Source organism: Streptomyces sp. CA-251247 (genome assembly GCF_050952975.1).
GTDB lineage: Bacteria > Actinomycetota > Actinomycetes > Streptomycetales > Streptomycetaceae > Streptomyces > Streptomyces achmelvichensis.
Genome location: NZ_CP191861.1, coordinates 1,139,726 through 1,156,207 on the forward strand (window position 1 = coordinate 1,139,726; position 16,482 = coordinate 1,156,207).

Annotated in this window: 13 protein-coding genes; 9 read left to right on the forward strand and 4 right to left on the reverse strand. The window is 70.8% G+C overall.

The window, feature by feature from the left end; translation table 11 throughout:
- Positions 1–65: 65 nt before the first annotated feature.
- Entirely contained in the window at positions 66–1,670 is a 1,605-nt protein-coding gene (locus ACQPWZ_RS04865; protein ID WP_433570748.1) for a peptide-N4-asparagine amidase, read from the reverse strand.
- Positions 1,671–1,828: 158 nt separating this feature from the next.
- On the opposite strand from ACQPWZ_RS04865, the gene ACQPWZ_RS04870 reads away from it, so the two are divergent.
- Both ACQPWZ_RS04870 and ACQPWZ_RS04875 read left to right on the forward strand, forming a co-directional pair.
- Positions 1,829–3,634, forward strand: a complete 1,806-nt coding sequence (locus tag ACQPWZ_RS04870; protein ID WP_433570749.1) for an ABC transporter transmembrane domain-containing protein — start codon at positions 1,829–1,831, stop codon at positions 3,632–3,634.
- Entirely contained in the window at positions 3,631–5,412 is a 1,782-nt protein-coding gene (locus tag ACQPWZ_RS04875; RefSeq protein ID WP_340471888.1) for an ABC transporter ATP-binding protein, read from the forward strand. Before ACQPWZ_RS04870 ends, ACQPWZ_RS04875 begins: the two co-directional genes overlap by 4 nt.
- A gap of 40 nt (positions 5,413–5,452) precedes the next feature.
- Here the strand turns inward: ACQPWZ_RS04875 and ACQPWZ_RS04880 are convergent, their stop codons facing one another.
- Complete coding sequence (locus ACQPWZ_RS04880) at positions 5,453–6,244, reverse strand: metal-dependent hydrolase (protein WP_405575773.1); 792 nt, start codon at positions 6,242–6,244, stop codon at positions 5,453–5,455.
- 82 nt (positions 6,245–6,326) lie between these two features.
- Here ACQPWZ_RS04880 and ACQPWZ_RS04885 point away from each other — a divergent pair, with 82 nt between their 5' ends.
- The 3 genes from ACQPWZ_RS04885 to ACQPWZ_RS04895 are packed head-to-tail and all read left to right on the forward strand — an operon-like array spanning position 6,327 to position 10,364.
- Complete coding sequence (locus tag ACQPWZ_RS04885) at positions 6,327–8,900, forward strand: DEAD/DEAH box helicase (RefSeq protein WP_340471889.1); 2,574 nt, start codon at positions 6,327–6,329, stop codon at positions 8,898–8,900.
- A gap of 55 nt (positions 8,901–8,955) precedes the next feature.
- Positions 8,956–9,834 carry an acyl-CoA thioesterase gene (locus ACQPWZ_RS04890; RefSeq protein ID WP_433570750.1) on the forward strand — a complete coding sequence of 293 codons (879 nt, stop codon included), beginning with the start codon at positions 8,956–8,958 and terminating at the stop codon, positions 9,832–9,834.
- 44 nt (positions 9,835–9,878) lie between these two features.
- Positions 9,879–10,364: a glutathione peroxidase gene (locus ACQPWZ_RS04895; RefSeq protein ID WP_433570751.1), complete on the forward strand. Its 486-nt coding sequence runs from the start codon at positions 9,879–9,881 to the stop codon at positions 10,362–10,364.
- 43 nt (positions 10,365–10,407) lie between these two features.
- On the opposite strand, the gene ACQPWZ_RS04900 is transcribed toward ACQPWZ_RS04895, so the two are convergent.
- Positions 10,408–11,634 (reverse strand): acyl-CoA dehydrogenase family protein, encoded by a 1,227-nt coding sequence (locus ACQPWZ_RS04900; protein ID WP_433570752.1) that lies wholly within the window; start codon positions 11,632–11,634, stop codon positions 10,408–10,410.
- A 166-nt stretch (positions 11,635–11,800) separates the two neighbouring features.
- Here ACQPWZ_RS04900 and ACQPWZ_RS04905 point away from each other — a divergent pair, with 166 nt between their 5' ends.
- Positions 11,801–12,451, forward strand: coding sequence for a TetR family transcriptional regulator (locus ACQPWZ_RS04905; protein ID WP_340471893.1), 651 nt, complete (start codon positions 11,801–11,803; stop codon positions 12,449–12,451).
- A gap of 85 nt (positions 12,452–12,536) precedes the next feature.
- On the opposite strand, the gene def is transcribed toward ACQPWZ_RS04905, so the two are convergent.
- A complete protein-coding gene (gene def, locus ACQPWZ_RS04910; protein ID WP_356704705.1) occupies positions 12,537–13,076 on the reverse strand; it encodes a peptide deformylase in 540 nt (179 codons plus the stop codon).
- A gap of 114 nt (positions 13,077–13,190) precedes the next feature.
- Between def and ACQPWZ_RS04915 the strand changes: the two genes are divergently transcribed.
- The 3 genes from ACQPWZ_RS04915 (at position 13,191) to ACQPWZ_RS04925 (ending at position 16,422) form a co-directional block, all read left to right on the forward strand.
- Positions 13,191–14,429 carry a Mur ligase family protein gene (locus tag ACQPWZ_RS04915; RefSeq protein WP_313947686.1) on the forward strand — a complete coding sequence of 413 codons (1,239 nt, stop codon included), beginning with the start codon at positions 13,191–13,193 and terminating at the stop codon, positions 14,427–14,429.
- Positions 14,430–14,455: 26 nt separating this feature from the next.
- The gene (locus ACQPWZ_RS04920; protein ID WP_313947685.1) at positions 14,456–15,184 is read left to right on the forward strand and encodes a type 1 glutamine amidotransferase; all 729 of its coding nucleotides are present in this window, start codon (positions 14,456–14,458) and stop codon (positions 15,182–15,184) included.
- A 212-nt stretch (positions 15,185–15,396) separates the two neighbouring features.
- A complete protein-coding gene (locus ACQPWZ_RS04925; protein ID WP_356704704.1) occupies positions 15,397–16,422 on the forward strand; it encodes a 6-phosphofructokinase in 1,026 nt (341 codons plus the stop codon).
- Positions 16,423–16,482: the final 60 nt, after the last annotated feature.

Genomic DNA, 16,482 nt, shown 5'->3' on the forward strand with positions numbered 1-16,482 from the left:
CTCCGTCCGCGTCCTCGATGTCGGTGCCGACACCAGCACCGGCGCCGGCGTCGGCAGTCGGGTGCTCAGCAGCGCCGGCGGTCCTGCGTGAGCATGCCCTGAACCGTCGTCAGGCTCCGGTCGTAGCAGCCCTCCGAGCCGTGCAGCCGGTACCGCTCCGCGGTGCGGCCCACCGCGTGCCGCTGATCGCGCGGCACGTTGGCCGTGTACGTCGCATCGCCGGTGTACCGGTCGTCCAGGCGCGACCAGGCGAGCCGCCGGCCGCCGCGCACCTCGGCGGTGTCGGCCGTGTCCCCCAGCGTGAGCACGGTCCGCAGCCGGTCGCCGGCGCCGAGTGTGGTGGTGCCGTCCATCGTGTAGCGGCGGTGGGTGGCGATGGCCCGCCCGCCGGTCGTGACCGTCTCGTCGTCCGTCCAGGTCCCCTTGAGCGCGTCGAGCTTCTCGTCCTCGGTCCAGCGGTGGACGGACACGTTCCCGACCGCGCGGCTGACAGTGGTCGTGACCCGACCGTGCGAGGTGTCGAGATACCCGCTCACGGTGAGGCGTTGGCCGCCCTTCGTGTCGAGGCGGTGCTCCGGACCGGGCGTGTGCCGCACCGAGTTGACGAGGGTGCTCTCGTGGTGGCGGGTCAGTCCGCCGGTGACCACGGTGCTGCCCTCGTCCTGCCACACCAGCACGTTGGCCGGGGTGCTCCATCCGGGCCGGCCCGCCGGGACCCCGGCGACGGACACCTCGACGCGGTGCTCCAAGCCGTCGTTGAGCAGGGCGGCGAAGGGGGTGAGGTCGTACGGGACCGGCTTGATGTCGAACGCCCGCGGCCCCGGGATCACGTACCAGAGAAAGGGGTTGGACCAGCCGCCGGTCCAGACCGTCGGGAAGGGCGCGGCGATGCCCGCGAGCCGGCCGTCGACCCTGATCTGCACCTCGCGGTAGGGGCCGTCGGTGGCCTGGCAGGAGTACGGGGCCGTGTCCGGGACGGTGAGGTACCAGTACTCCTCGCACCCACCTCCGGACCCCGTGGCGTACACCTCGGCCACGATGCGCTCGGAGTTGCGGGGCGTGGTGAGCGACGTGCCGTTCAGGGCGAGCACCCGGTCGGGGACGGCGGCGGGCCGGGTCGCGCCGTGGGCGGCGTAGAAGGTGAGCGTGACCTTGACGTCGATGATCCCGGTGTACGTCTCGTCGACGACGTTGCCGATCAGCATCTCGACCGGCTGGGCGCCGCGCAGAAGCTCGCTGTAGCGCGTGACGTCCTTCTCCACGGACCAGGCGATTCCGTCGGGTGAGGGCTGCGGTGTCGAGGTCCGCAGGATCTCCACGCCCCCGACGGCCAGATGGCCCAGACGGTCGTACTGGCGGCCCTTCACGTTCCCGTCGAGCCGCAGCACCACCTTGCTCCAGCGGTCACCGCAGCCCGTCGGAGGCGTGTAACTCCCCCGGTACGGCGTGAAGTCGCGGAACTGCGCCTGCGCCACCGTCACCTCACACGACCGGGTGTCCGGGCGGGTGACGGGCGGCGCGGCGGTGACGGGGTCGTGCCAGTCGCTGCCGAACTCGGCCGGCGGTTCGGCAGCCGGCGGTTCTGCGGCCGCCGCGGCGGGCCCCGCGCCGAGCAGTGTTCCGGTCACCAGAACCAGCCCGGCGAGCATGGACATGATCTGTCGTCTCATGCCTCAGGAGTGAACCGGCGACCGCCCCGGCACGCCAGGCCCATGGACCGGACATTGGCGCGTTCTGCCTTGTCACGCCCAAAAACCGATTGCGGAAGGGGCCTTCGAAAGGCGAACCTTGCACGGTTTGCGCCACCCCTTTCGAGCTCTGGGACGTCATGCAGATTCGCGATCTTCCGTACGCCGACCCCGGCTCGCCTGATGCCAGGTCGGGGCCGCGATTCCTGCTCTGGCTCGGTCGCAATCAGCTGGACGGCCAGCTCAAGGCACTGGCCTGGGGACTGCTGCACTTCTGCGGTGTGGCGGGCCTGCCGCTGGGCGTGGGCCGGGCCGTGCAGGCGGTCGTGGACCGCTCCGGCAGCGGGCTCGCGCTCTCCGGCGCGGTGATCGTCCTGTGCGGTGTGGCGATCACGGTGGGCGACACCATGCTGCACCGCGCCGCCGTCACCAACTGGATCACCGCCGCGGCCCGGGTCCAGCAGCTGCTGGCCCGCAAGGCCGCGGAACTGGGCTCGGCACTGACCCGCCGGGTCGCAGCCGGCGAAGTGGTCGCGGTCTCCACCGGCGATGTGGAGAAGATCGGCTGGTTCGTCGAAGCCGTCTCCCGCTTCGCCGCGGCCGCCCTCACCGTGGTCCTGGTCTGCGTCGGCCTGCTGCTCTACGAGCCGGAGCTCGGCGTGATCGTCGCCATCGGTGTTCCGGTGCTGGCGCTCGCGGTGCTGCCACTGCTCCCCCGCGCCACCCGGCGCGCCGACATCCAGCGGGAGAAGGCCGGCAGGGCCACCGAGCTGGCCTCGGACACCGTTGCCGGTCTGCGCGTCCTGCGCGGCATCGGCGGCGAGGAGCTGTTCCTCGGCCGCTACCGGGATGCCTCCCAGGAGGTCCGCAGGGCGGCGGTCCGCAGCGCCCGGATGTGGGCGCTGATCTCGGCGATCCAGGTCCTGCTTCCGGGTCTGCTTCTGATCGCGGTGGTCCGGTACGGGGCGGGGCTGGTCCAGGACGGCCGGATCGGCGTGGGTGAGCTGGTCACCGCGTTCAGCGCGGTGACGCTCCTGATGTACCCGCTGCGGCACTTCGAGGAGATCGCCATGGCGTACTCCTTCTCGCGGCCCTCCGCGAAACGTGCTGCCCGGGTGCTGGCGCTGCGGCGTACGACGGAGCCGTCCGGCGTGGAGTACGGCAGCCCGAGCGGTGACCTGTACGACCCCGCGACCGGCGTCCTCGCCCCGACCGGCCGGTTCACGGCCGTGGTGTGCGGGGACCCCGACGCGGCCGGCGTGCTGGCGGAACGGCTCGGCGGGCACGCGGCCGGCGGGACGGACGGCACGCCCTCCGTGCTGCTGGGCGGTGTGCCGCTGGACGAGCTGGTGCTGGACGCTTCACGAACCGCCGTCCTCGTCCAGGACAAGGACCCGGTGCTGCTCTCCGGCACGCTGCGGGAGCTGCTCGACGTACCGGCCTCCGGTCAGGTGGCCGCCGAGGACGCGCTCGCGGCCGCACAGTGCGCCGATGTCCTGGACGCGCTCGCGCAGGCGTCCGTGGAGGACGACGGCGATCCGATGGAGACACGGATCACCGAACGCGGCCGGTCGCTCTCGGGCGGGCAGCGCCAGCGGCTCGCCCTGGCCCGGTCGCTGGTCACCGACCCCGAGGTGCTCGTCCTGGACGAGCCGACGTCCGCCGTGGACTCGCACACGGAGGCGCGGATCGCCGAGGGGATCCGCACGCTGCGCACCGGCCGCACCACGGTGGTGTTCGCCTCGTCGCCGCTGCTGCTGGACCGAGCCGACCAGGTGGTGTTCGTGCACGACGGCAAGGTCGCGGCCGTCGGCACCCACCGCGAACTGCTGCACGGCGTCGCGTACCGGGCGGTCGTGACCCGTGAGACCGAGGAGGAGCAACTCGGCGGCACACAGGCCACCGACGAGCTCGCGGAACTGGAAGAGATGGAGGAGTCGGCGTGATCGGCGTGGCACCACCGGCATACGATCCGGCGGCCCCGGAGTCGACGGCGACCCTGCCCGTCGGCACCCCGGCGACGGTACGGACCTACGTCCGCGAACTGCTGCGGCGGCATCGCGGGGCCTTCGTCCTGCTGGTCTCCGTCAACGCCGTCGCGGTGATCGCCTCGATGGTCGGCCCCTACCTGCTCGGCGGACTGGTCGAGGACCTCGCCGACGGAGCGCGCGATCTGCACCTGGAGCGCACGGCGGCCCTGTTCGCGATCGCTCTGGTCGTACAGACCGTGTTCACCCGGCTGATGCGGCTGCGCGGCGCCATGCTCGGCGAGGAGATGCTGGCCGACCTGCGCGAGGACTTCCTCGTACGGTCGGTGGGTCTGCCGCCGGGTGTGCTGGAGCGGGCCGGGACCGGTGATCTGCTGTCCCGTATCACCACCGACATCGACCGGCTGGCCAACGCGATGCGCGAGGCGGTGCCGCAGCTGGCGATCGGCGTGGTCTGGGCGGGACTGCTCATCGGCGCGCTCACCGTGACCGCGCCGCCGCTGGCGCTGGCCGTGCTGGTCGCCCTCCCGGTCCTGGTGATCGGCTGCCGCTGGTACTTCCGGCGGGCGCCCTCCGCCTACCGCTCGGAGGCCGCCGGATACGCGGCGGTCGCCGCGGTGCTCGCGGAGACCGTGGACGCCGGCCGGACGGTGGAGGCGCACCGGCTCGGGGGCCGCCGGGTCTCCCTGTCCGAGCAGCGGATCAAGGAGTGGACCGCCTGGGAGCGCTACACGCTCTATCTGCGGTCGGTGCTCTTCCCGGTCATCAACGTGACCCATGTGACCATCCTGGGCGCGGTGCTGCTGCTCGGCGGCGTCTTCGTCCTCCAGGGCTGGATCTCCGTGGGCCAGCTGACGACGGGTGCCCTGCTGGCGCAGATGATGGTCGATCCGGTCAATCTGATCCTGCGCTGGTACGACGAGCTCCAGGTCGCCCAGGTGTCGATCGCCCGGCTCGTCGGCGTACGCGACATCGAGCCGGACGCCGGCGACGCACAGGTACGGCCGGACGGGCGGGACGTCCGTGCGGACGAGGTGCACTTCGGTTACCGCGAGGGTGTGGACGTCCTCCACGAGGTGTCCCTGTCGGTCGCGCCCGGCACCCGGCTGGCGCTGGTCGGGCCGTCCGGCGCCGGGAAGTCGACGCTGGGCCGGCTGCTGGCGGGCATCTATGCCCCGCGGGCGGGCCGGGTCTCGCTCGGCGACGCCGAGCTGTCCCGGATGCCGGCCGAGCGGATCCGCGAGCATGTGGCCCTGGTCAACCAGGAGCACCACGTCTTCGTCGGCTCGCTGAGGGACAACCTCCTGCTGGCCCGTACCGGAGCGGCGGACGCGGAGCTGTGGGCCGCGCTCGGCGCGGTGGACGCGGACGGCTGGGCGCAGGCGCTCGACGAGGGCCTGGACACGGAGGTCGGCTCGGGCGGTCTCGCGCTCACGCCGGCACAGGCTCAGCAGATCGCACTGGCCCGGCTGGTTCTGGCCGACCCGCACACCCTGGTGCTGGACGAGGCGACCTCGCTCCTCGACCCGCGTGCGGCCCGTCATCTGGAGCGCTCGCTCGCGCGGGTGCTGGACGGCCGTACGGTCGTGGCGATCGCCCACCGGCTGCACACCGCTCACGACGCGGATGTGATCGCGGTGGTCGAGGACGGCCGGATCACCGAGCTGGGCAGCCACGACGAACTGGTCTCGGCGGACGGGGCGTACGCGGCCCTGTGGCGTTCCTGGCACGGCTGAGACGCCGCACAGGGAAGGGGTGGGCGCCGCGGGGCAGCTCTCAGATGTAGTTGAGCGCCGCGGCGCCGCCCACTCCCCCGAGCAGCATGAAGACCGGCATCAGCACCTTGAGCTCCACCCAGCTGCCCGCGCGGAACCGCATCGGCTTCGGCGGGCCGATCGGGTACCAGCGCTTGTTGCCCACGGGGATCGGCCACAGGATCGGGCAGCCCGAGATGGTCAGGGCGTCACCGATGTCGTGCACCAGGGCGCCGAGCACGACGGGCAGCCCCAGCCACAGGTACTCCTGGCCGGGCGCCGTGAACAGCCAGTCGGCTCCGTTGCCCGGCTGGTCCAGGACGCCCGCCAGGATCCAGGCGCTGGTCGCGCCCAGCAGCCACACCAGGACGTCGCTGGAGACGCGTGCCGCCCGCCAGAGCAGCCCTTCCACCGCCAGTACGAGGTGGATGAAGAGAATCGCCAGCACCGCCCAGCGGCCGCCGACGATCGCCAGCGCGGAGGTGCCGCCGCCGATCGTCACGGCCCAGAGCCAGGTGTGGGTCAGGGTGCGGTGGCCGCCGGTCCTGCGCTTGTCCCCCGGCTTCTTGGTCGCCTTGTAGACCGCGTACGACAGCTTGTCCACGATTCCGCAGAGCGCGCGCGATATCGGGCCGAAGGCGCGCGAGATCGTCGCCGCCTTGTGGTCCAGGTCGGGTGCCAGTGCGGCGCCGGCGCAGATCAGCGCCCCGACGACGAGCACCGGCCACGGCATCGGGTGCCCGGCGGCGGCCGTCGCCGCGCCCACGCCCAGCCAGGCAGCTGCCCCGGACAGCGAATGCGCCGGTCCCATCATGTGCGTTCCCGCCCCCGTCGATCCCGTGGTGAAGCTCATGGTGCTTGCGCTGAAGCCCAGTTGACGGGTCAGCGTATCGCTCGTGATCTTCCCTCCACCGTCCGGTTCCCTCATCCGGACCGAAGGCAGGCAAGATGGGGGCGTGACCCTTATCGATCAGCTGCCGCCGGATGCCGACCCCGATGCCCTCTTCGAGGCCTTCACCTCATGGGCCGAGGGCCAGGGCATCACGCTCTATCCGGCTCAGGAGGAAGCGCTGATCGAGGTGGTTTCCGGGGCGAACGTGATCCTTTCGACCCCGACCGGCTCGGGCAAGAGCCTTGTCGCGGCGGGCGCGCACTTCACGGCGCTGGCGAAGGACCAGGTCACCTTCTACACCGCGCCGATCAAGGCGCTGGTCTCGGAGAAGTTCTTCGACCTGTGCAAGCTCTTCGGCACGGAGAACGTCGGCATGCTCACCGGCGATGCCTCCGTCAACGCCGACGCCCCCGTCATCTGCTGCACCGCCGAGGTGCTCGCCTCGATCGCCCTGCGCGACGGCAGGCACGCCGACATCGGCCAGGTCGTGATGGACGAGTTCCACTTCTACGCCGAGCCCGACCGCGGCTGGGCCTGGCAGATCCCGCTGCTGGAGCTGCCGCAGGCCCAGTTCGTCCTCATGTCGGCCACGCTCGGCGACGTGTCGATGTTCGAGCAGGACCTGACCCGGCGCACGGGCCGGCCGACCGCGGTCGTCCGGTCGGCGACCCGACCCGTCCCGCTCTCCTACGAGTACGTGACGACGCCGATCACCGAGACCCTGACCGAGCTGCTCGAGACCCGGCAGGCACCGGTCTACATCGTGCACTTCACCCAGGCCCAGGCGGTGGAACGCGCGCAGTCGCTGATGAGCATCAACATGTGCACGCGCGAGGAGAAGGACAAGATCGCCGAGCTCATCGGCAACTTCCGCTTCACCACCAAGTTCGGCCAGAACCTCTCCCGTTTCGTGCGCCACGGCATCGGTGTGCACCACGCCGGCATGCTGCCCAAGTACCGCCGGCTGGTCGAGAAACTGGCGCAGGCGGGTCTGCTGAAGGTCATCTGCGGTACGGACACCCTCGGAGTGGGCGTCAACGTGCCCATCCGCACCGTGCTGTTCACCGCGCTCACCAAGTACGACGGCAACCGGGTGCGCACCCTGCGCGCACGTGAGTTCCACCAGATCGCCGGCCGCGCCGGACGGGCCGGCTTCGACACCGCCGGCTTTGTGGTCGCCCAGGCTCCCGAGCACGTCATCGAGAACGAGAAGGCGCTGGCGAAGGCGGGCGACGACCCGAAGAAGCGCCGCAAGGTGGTCAGGAAGAAGGCGCCGGAGGGCTTCGTCGCCTGGTCGGACACCACGTTCGAGAAGCTGATCGGCTCCGAGCCGGAGCCACTGACCTCGCGCTTCAGGGTCACCAACATCATGCTGCTCTCGGTGATCGCCCGGCCGGGGAACGCCTTCGACGCGATGCGTCATCTGCTGGAGGACAACCACGAGCCGCGCAAGGCACAGCTGCGGCACATCCGCCGGGCCATCGCCATCTACCGCTCGTTGCTGGACGGTGGAGTGGTGGAACAGCTGGACACGCCCGACGCCGAGGGCCGCACCATCCGGCTCACCGTCGACCTCCAGCAGGACTTCGCGCTGAACCAGCCACTGTCGACGTTCGCCCTGGCCGCCTTCGACCTGCTCGACCCCGAATCGCCGTCCTACGCCCTGGACATGGTCTCCGTGGTCGAGTCGACACTCGACGACCCCCGCCAGATCCTCGCGGCGATGCAGAACAAGGCGCGCGGTGAGGCCGTGGGACAGATGAAGGCCGACGGCGTGGAGTACGAGGAGCGCATGGAGCGGCTCCAGGACATCTCGTACCCGAAGCCTCTCGAAGAGCTGCTGTGGCACGCGTACAACGTCTACAAGAAGTCGCACCCGTGGGTCGGCGACCACCCGGTCTCGCCGAAATCCGTGATCCGGGACATGTACGAACGGGCGCTGACCTTCACGGAGTTCACCTCCTGGTACGAACTCGCGCGCACCGAGGGCATCGTGCTGCGCTATCTCGCGAGCGCGTACAAGGCGCTGGAGCACACCATCCCGGACGACCTCAAGTCCGAGGACCTGGAGGATCTGATCGCCTGGCTCGGCGAGATGGTCCGCCAGGTCGACTCCAGCCTGCTGGACGAGTGGGAGCAGCTGGCCAATCCGGAGGTGGAGACCGCGGAGGAGGCTCAGGAGAGGGCCGACCAGGTCAAGCCGGTCACGGCCAACGCGCGCGCCTTCCGGGTGCTCGTGCGCAACGCGATGTTCCGCCGGGTGGAGCTGGCCGCGCTGGACAGGGTCAACGATCTCGGCGAGCTTGACGCGGAGTCCGGCTGGGACGCGGACGCCTGGGGCGAGGCGATGGACGCGTACTGGGACGAGTACGAGGAGCTGGGGACCGGCCCGGACGCCCGCGGTCCCAAGCTGCTGATCATCGAGGAGGACGCGCCGCACGGTCTGTGGCGCGTCCGGCAGATCTTCGCCGATCCGAACGGCGACCATGACTGGGGCATCAGCGCGGAGGTCGACCTCGCGGCCTCCGACGAACAGGCGCGGGCCGTCGTGCGTGTGACCGCCGTCGGTCAGCTGTGAGAACGCGCCTCTCGACAGGAATGCGGCTCATGACAGGAACACAGGAGAACACCCGATGACGAACCCGGCGGAGCGCCTGGTGGATCTGCTCGACCTGGAGCAGATCGAGGTCAACATCTTCCGCGGCCTGAGCCCCAACGAGTCCCTGCAGAGGGTCTTCGGCGGGCAGGTCGCCGGCCAGGCGCTGGTCGCGGCCGGCCGCACCACCGACGGGGAGCGCCCGGTGCACTCCCTGCACGCGTACTTCCTGCGGCCGGGCCGTCCCGGTGTGCCGATCGTCTACCAGGTAGAACGGGTCAGGGACGGCAGGTCGTTCACCACCCGCCGGGTCACCGCGATCCAGCAGGGCCGGACGATCTTCAACCTGACCGCGTCCTTCCACCGGCCGGAGGAAGGCAGCATCGAGCACCAGCTGCCGCCCCGCCTCGACTTCCCGGACCCCGAGACGCTGCCCACGGTCACCACGGAGATCCGCGAGCACCTCGGAACGCTTCCCGAGGCGCTGGAGCGGATGGCCCGCCGCCAGCCGTTCGACATCCGCTATGTCGACCGGCTGCGCTGGACGCCCGAGGAGATCAAGGAGAAGGAGTCGGATCCGCGCAGCGCGGTGTGGATGCGCGCGGTGGGCCCTCTCGGCGACGACCCGCTGGTGCACACCTGCGCGCTGACGTACGCCAGCGACATGACCCTGCTGGACGCGGTCCGGATCCCGGTGGAGCCGCTGTGGGGGCAGCGCGGCTACGACATGGCCTCGCTGGACCACGCGATGTGGTTCCACCGGCCGTTCCGTGCGGACGAGTGGTTCCTGTACGACCAGGAGTCGCCGATCTCGACGGGCGGGCGGGGCCTGGCCCGCGGACGCATCTACGACCGGTCGGGGCACCTGCTCGTATCGGTCGTGCAGGAAGGCCTGTTCAGGCCGCTGGGCGGCTGAGCCGACCGCATCGAGGCACGGCCGTAATCAATGGAGGAGATCAGATGACATCGCTGTACGACATCCCGCTGCACACCCTGACCGGTGAGCCGACGTCCCTCGCCGCCTACCGGGGCCAGGCGGTCCTGGTGGTGAACGTGGCGTCCAAGTGCGGTCTCACCCCGCAGTACGCCGGTCTGGAGCAGTTGCAGAAGCAGTACGGCGAGCAGGGCTTCACCGTCCTCGGGGTGCCCTGCAACCAGTTCGCGGGCCAGGAGCCGGGCAATGCCGAGGAGATCCAGACCTTCTGCTCGGCGACGTACGGCGTCACCTTCCCGATGCTGGAGAAGGTGGAGGTGAACGGCGCGCAGCGGCACCCGCTGTACGTCGAGCTCACCAGGGCGGCGGACGCGGACGGCGAGGCCGGGGACGTGCAGTGGAACTTCGAGAAGTTCCTGATCGGCAAGGACGGCGCGGTCGTGGCGCGCATCCGTCCGCGCACCGAGCCGGACTCCCCCGAGGTGGTCTCGGCGATCGAGGCGCTTCTCTGAGCCTGCGGGGGCGGGCCGTTCGGGCCCGCCCCGCCGGCCGTGATCAGCGGATGGTCATGCCCGACAGGGTGCGGGCGATCACCAGTCGCTGGATCTCGCTCGTGCCCTCGAAGATCGTGTAGATCGCCGCGTCGCGGTGCATGCGCTCGACCGGGTACTCGCGTGTGTAGCCGTTGCCGCCGAGGATCTGGACCGCCTGGGCCGTGACCTTCTTCGCCACCTCGCTCGCGTACAGCTTGGACATCGAACCCTCGGCGGAGGTGAAGGGCTTGCCCGTCACGCCCATCCACGAGGCGCGCCACACCAGCAGCCGGGCCGCGTCGATCTGGGTACGCATGTCGGCGATCTGGAAGGCGATGCCCTGGTTGTCGATGATCGGGCGGCCGAACTGGCTGCGCGTCCTGGCGTAGTCGAGGGCCACCTCGTACGCGGCACGGGCGGTGCCGACCGCCATCGCGCCGACGGCCGGGCGCGAGGCCTCGAAGGTCGCCATGGCCGCGTTCTTGACCCTCTCGCCGCCGGCCTTCACGCTCTCGCGGGCCCGGGCGAGGCGCTGGTCCAGCTTCTCCTTGCCGCCGAGCAGGCAGTACCCCGGTACGCGGACGTCCTCGAGGACGACCTCGGCGGTGTGCGAGGCACGGATGCCGTGCTTCTTGAACTTCTGGCCCTGGGAGAGCCCCCGGGTGTTCGGCGGCACGATGAAGGACGCGTGGCCCTTGGAGCCGATCTCCGGGTCGACGACGGCCACCACGACATGGACGTTGGCGATACCGCCGTTGGTCGCCCAGGTCTTGGTGCCGTTCAGCACCCACTCGTCCTTGGCCTCGTCGTACACCGCGCGGGTCCGCATCGCGCCGACGTCCGAGCCCGCGTCCGGCTCGGAGGAGCAGAAGGCCGCCACCTTCACATCGTCGACGTCGCCGTACATCTGGGGAATCCAGGTGCCGATCTGCTCCTCGGTGCCGTTCGCGAGGACGCCGACGGCCGCAAGTCCCGTACCGACAATGGACAGACCGATTCCGGCGTCGCCCCAGAAGAGCTCCTCCATGGCCATCGGGATGCCGAGACCGGTCGGGTCGAAGTACTGCTGCGCATAGAAGTCGAGGGAGTAGATTCCGACCTTGGCGGCTTCCTGGATCACCGGCCAGGGGGTCTCCTCACGCTCGTCCCACTCTGCGGCGGCCGGGCGCATCACGTCCTTGGCGAAGCCGTTCAGCCAGTCCCTGACCTGCTTCTGGTCGTCGTTGAGATCGAGCGTGAACTCGGCCATGTCCCCTCCAGCACTGCGGTGTCTTGGTACATGTTACTTGCGGTAACCGCAGTCTGTTACCGGTTAGTAGCCCGTGTCAACCGAATGCCGGCGGATCCCCTGTACGGGCGGGCAGGGTGTTAGTTTGCGCAGGCGTTACGCAATCGCACGGCGGGGAGAAAGCCATATGGAGACCACACACCAGTCGTCCGACCAGGACCGACCGGCCGCCGACCAGCGCCGTCGCGAGTTGCTGGAGGCGGCCGACCGCGTCGTTCTCCGGGACGGCCCCCAGGCCTCCATGAACGCCATCGCGGCGGAGGCGGGCATCACCAAGCCCATCCTCTACCGGCACTTCGGTGACAAGGGCGGTCTCTACCGCGCGCTCGCCAAGCGCCACACGGACGCGCTGCTCGCCTCGCTGCGGGTGGCCGTCGACGCGCCCGCCGACCGGCGCGAGCGGGTCGAGGCCACGCTCGACGCCTACCTCGCCGCGATCGAGGCCCGACCGCAGGTCTACCGCTTCCTCATGCATCCCGCCGAGGACGCCCACCAGCCGGAGGCCGGATTCGACGTCGGCCGCCACTCGGCACCGCTGCTGCGTCGCCTCGGCGAGGAACTCGCCAAGGTGATCCACGAGCGGGTGGACCTCGGGCCCGACGGCGAGCAGCTCGCGCGGGTGTGGGGCCATGGGATGGTCGGCATGATGCACGCGGCCGGCGACTGGTGGCTCGGTGAACGCCCGTGCTCACGCGCCCAGTTGGTGACCAGCTTGACGGATCTGCTGTGGGGCCGCCTGTTCGAGGTGCCGGACCGCGAGGACGGGCCCGGCTTCTAGCGCCTCTCGTTGGGGCCGGGGCAGCGGCGCCGGACAGCAGCGGCGCGCGGTTCGGCTCCCGCCGGCGGCGGAGGCTGGACCCGCTCTACGTCATCCACTTCGCGCGTGCCGCCGCCCGCAGCACCTTCGCGCGGCGCCGGCCCGTGAGCCGGTCCGGGTACACGATCCCCTCCAGGTGATCGCATTCGTGCAGCAGACAGCGCGCGAAGAATCCGGTCCCCTCGACGCGCACCTGCTCACCGTCCGCGGTCGTCCCCTCCACCACCGCACGGTCGTGACGCAGCGTCCCCGCCTCGAGGCCCGGCAGCGACAGACAGCCCTCGGGGCCGCGGACCGTGACCCCGTCCGCCTCCACCAGACGCGGATTGACGATGTGTCCGAGATGGCGCACGTCCTCGTCGTCCGGGCAGTCGTAGACGAACACGCGCAGCCCGACGCCCACCTGGTTGGCAGCCAGGCCCACTCCCTGCGCCGCGTACATCGTCGCGAACATGTCCTCGATGAGCTGCTTCAGTCCGGGACCGAAGTCGCTGACGGGTTCGCAGGGGGCGTGCAGCACGGGATCGCCGAGGAGGCTCATGGTCCTCACGAGTCCGGAACTGCCGGGGATCGGCCGGTTTCGCATGGCCGCAAGGGTACGTTCAGCCGTGACCTCCACGTCTCGGGCGGTGCCGAGGTAGGGCCGTGCGGCCGGACCTGGATAGGCTGGGCCGGACCGATGCAAGGAGGATCAAGGACGATGTCAGGCAACTCGGAGCCCCTGACGCCGCGCGCCAAGCTCGCCGTGACGGCAGGCAAGGCCGCAGCGGCGGTGTCGCGCGCCGCCGGACGCGGCAGCGGATCGGTGATCGGCGGCCGGGTCGCGCTCAAGCTCGACCCCGATCTGCTGGGGCGGCTCGCGCAGCATCTGGACGTCGTCCTCGTGTCGGCGACGAACGGCAAGACCACCACGACCCGGCTGATCGCCGAGGCCCTGCGGGCCAGCGGTCCGGTCGTCTCCAACGCCCTGGGTGCGAACATGCCCGCCGGCATCACCTCGGCCCTGGCCGGTGGCTCCGACGCCAAGTTCGGTGTGATCGAGGTCGACGAGAAGTACCTCGCCGGCGTCGCGCGCGATGTGACGCCGAAGGCGATCGCACTGCTCAACCTCTCGCGCGACCAGCTCGACCGTGCCGCCGAGACCCGGATGCTGGCCGAGAAGTGGCGCGAGGGCCTTGCCGGCTCGAAGGCCATGGTCATCGCCAACGCGGACGACCCGCTGATCGTGTGGGCCGCCTCCTCGTCCCCCAACGTGGTGTGGGTCGCAGCCGGCCAGGAGTGGAAGGACGACGCCTGGTCCTGCCCGTCCTGCGGCGGTGTGATGCAGCGCCCGGGCGACGACTGGTTCTGCGGCGAGTGCGGCTTCCGCCGCCCCGCCCCGAGCTGGGTCCTCAGCGGCGACCACGTACTCGACCCGCACGGCTCGGCCTGGCCGATCCACCTCCAGCTCCCCGGCCGCGCCAACAAGGCCAACGCCGCCACCTCCGCCGCGGTCGCCGCCTGCTTCGGTGTTCCGCCGCAGGTCGCGCTGGAGCGCATGTACGCGGTGCAGGCCGTGGCCGGACGCTATGACGTGGTCTCCTTCCAGGGCCGTGATCTGCGCCTGCTGCTCGCCAAGAACCCGGCCGGCTGGCTCGAGACGTTCTCCCTGATCGACCCGCCGCCGACCCCGGTCATCCTGTCCGTCAACGCCCGCGGCGCCGACGGCACGGACACCTCCTGGCTCTGGGACGTCGACTACACCCGGCTGGCCGGCCACCCGATCTTCGTCATCGGCGACCGCCGGCTGGACCTGGCCGTACGGCTGGAGGTCGCGAACCTGGACTTCCGGGTCTGCGAGACGGTCGACGAGGCAGTGCAGCTCGCCCCTCCGGGACGGATCGAGCTGATCGCCAACTACACCGCCTTCCAGGACGTGCGCCGCCGCGTCGGGAACTGACCGGGGACTGCGAAAAGGACATGAGCATGAGCGACAACAGCCTGCGTCTGGTCTGGGTCTACCCGGACCTGCTCAGCACCTACGGCGACCAGGGCAACGCCCTCGTCGTCGAGCGCCGGGCCCGTCAGCGCCGCCTCGACGTGATGCGGATCGACGTGCGCAGCGACCAGCCGATCCCCACCTCCGGTGACATCTACCTGATCGGTGGCGGCGAGGACCGGCCGCAGCGGCTCGCGGCGGAGCGGCTGCGCCGCGACGGCGGGCTCAGCCGGGCCGCCTCCAACGGCGCGATCATCTTCTCGGTATGCGCCGGGTACCAGATCCTCGGTCACGAGTTCATCAACGACCTCGGTGAGCGCGAGCCGGGCCTCGGCCTGCTCGACGTGGTCTCCACGCGCGGCGAGGGCGAGCGGTGCGTCGGCGACGTACTGGGCGACATCGACCCGCAGTTGGGCCTTCCGCAGCTGACCGGGTTCGAGAACCACCAGGGCATCACGCACCTCGGCCCCTCGGCCCGTCCGTTCGCCCGCACCATCCTCGGCCGGGGCAACGGCACCGGCGACGGCACCGAGGGCGCGTACAACGAGACCGTGTTCGGCACCTATATGCACGGCCCCGTCATGGCGCGGAACCCGCAGATCGCGGACCTGCTGCTCAAGCTGGCCCTCGATGTGAACGCCCTGCCGCCGACGGACGACCGCTGGTACGAGGCGCTGCGCGCCGAGCGCATCGCCACCGCGACCCAGCCCGCCTGACCTCGGGCGGCACCGGCGCACAGCCGGGCGTCCGGCGCCATCCCCGGGCGCCGGACCGACAGCAGCCTGACGTCCGGCGCGTCCGCGGCGACGGGCGTCCAGCACTCGGACGCCCGGTTCGGTTCCCGCCGCCTCGCGCCGGTAGGGTGGCGGGGATCCGACCGGACGACGTGGTCCGGGAGTCCGCCCACGTTGCAAAGGTAATTCGGGCAATGCGCATTGGTGTGCTCACCTCCGGCGGCGACTGCCCCGGCCTGAACGCCGTCATCCGCTCCGTCGTACACCGCGCCGTCGTCGACCACGGCGATGAGGTCATCGGCTTCCACGACGGGTGGAAGGGACTTCTGGAGTGCGACTACCGCAAGCTCGACCTCGACGCCGTGGGCGGCATCCTGGCCCGCGGCGGAACCATCCTCGGGTCCTCCCGTGTCCAGCCGGCGCATCTGCGTGACGGTGTGGAACGCGCCAAGGGACACGTCGCCGAGCTCGGCCTCGACGCGATCATCCCCATCGGCGGCGAGGGCACACTCAAGGCGGCCAACCTCCTCTCCGAGGGTGGTCTGCCGATCGTCGGCGTGCCGAAGACCATCGACAACGACATCGCGTCGACCGACGTCACCTTCGGTTTCGACACGGCGGTCGGGGTGGCCACCGAGGCCCTCGACCGGCTGAAGACCACCGCCGAGTCGCACCAGCGTGTGCTGGTCGTCGAGGTCATGGGCCGGCACACCGGCTGGATCGCGCTGCACTCGGGCATGGCGGCCGGCGCCCACGCCATCGTCGTCCCCGAGCGGCCGTTCGACATCGAAGAGCTCACCAAGCGGGTCGGTGAACGCTTCGAGGCGGGCAAGCGGTTCGCCATCGTCGTCGCCGCGGAGGGCGCCAAGCCCCGCGAGGGCTCGATGCAGTGGGACGAGGGCGGCAAGGACATCTACGGGCACGAGCGCTTCGCGGGCGTCGCCCGGCAGCTCTCCATCGAGCTGGAGCACCGGCTCGGCAAGGAGGCCCGCCCGGTCATCCTGGGTCACGTCCAGCGCGGCGGAACCCCGACGGCGTACGACCGTGTGCTCGCGACCCGCTTCGGCTGGCACGCGGTGGAGGCGGCGCACCGCGGTGAGTTCGGCATGATGACCGCACTGCGCGGCACGGACATCACGATGGTGCCGCTGGCCGAGGCCACCGAGACGCTCAAGACGGTCCCGGACGAGCGGTACGCCGAGGCCGAGACCGTCCTGTGAGGTAGCCGGGAGACCGCGAACTGCCCCCGGCCGCAACCGCGGCCGGGGGCAGTTCTACTC